Raw genomic sequence first — 377 nt, forward strand, 5'->3', positions numbered from 1 at the left:
TCGGACTAGTGCCAGTTCCAGACGGACATGTCGTTGGGCGGGTAGTTCTGGCAGACGTCGGTGGTGTTGGCCGCGACGCCTTTGTTGTTGAAGAACAGCTTGGCCCAGTTCGGCCAGCGCCAGGACATGTTCTCGAAGAAGGCGTTGGTGGCCATGTTCTCGGAGTACTGGCGGCGGCCGGCGTAGTCCATGGAGAAGAACCAGTGGATCCGGTCCTGGGCGCCCTGCTGATCGGCGACGGGCTTGTTGTTGTAGTCGATCATGTAGCGCTCGTAGTACACGGGCTCGACGTCGCGGGCGGCGGCCATGATCTGCTCGGCGGTGCACGGTGTCTTGAGGATGCGGTTGGGGATCGGGTAGTCGTCGGTGGCATCGGC

At 62.6% G+C, this 377-nt stretch carries 1 protein-coding gene; it reads right to left on the reverse strand.

Annotated features, from left to right (window positions below; all coding sequences use genetic code 11):
- Positions 1 to 5 precede the first annotated feature (5 nt).
- The coding region (locus tag E0T84_RS31725; RefSeq protein WP_070186798.1) for a DUF5078 domain-containing protein at positions 6 to 377 on the reverse strand (372 nt) is incomplete at its 5' end.

It is taken from the genome of Mycobacterium sp. DBP42 (assembly GCF_005924235.1).
Lineage (GTDB): Bacteria > Actinomycetota > Actinomycetes > Mycobacteriales > Mycobacteriaceae > Mycobacterium > Mycobacterium syngnathidarum.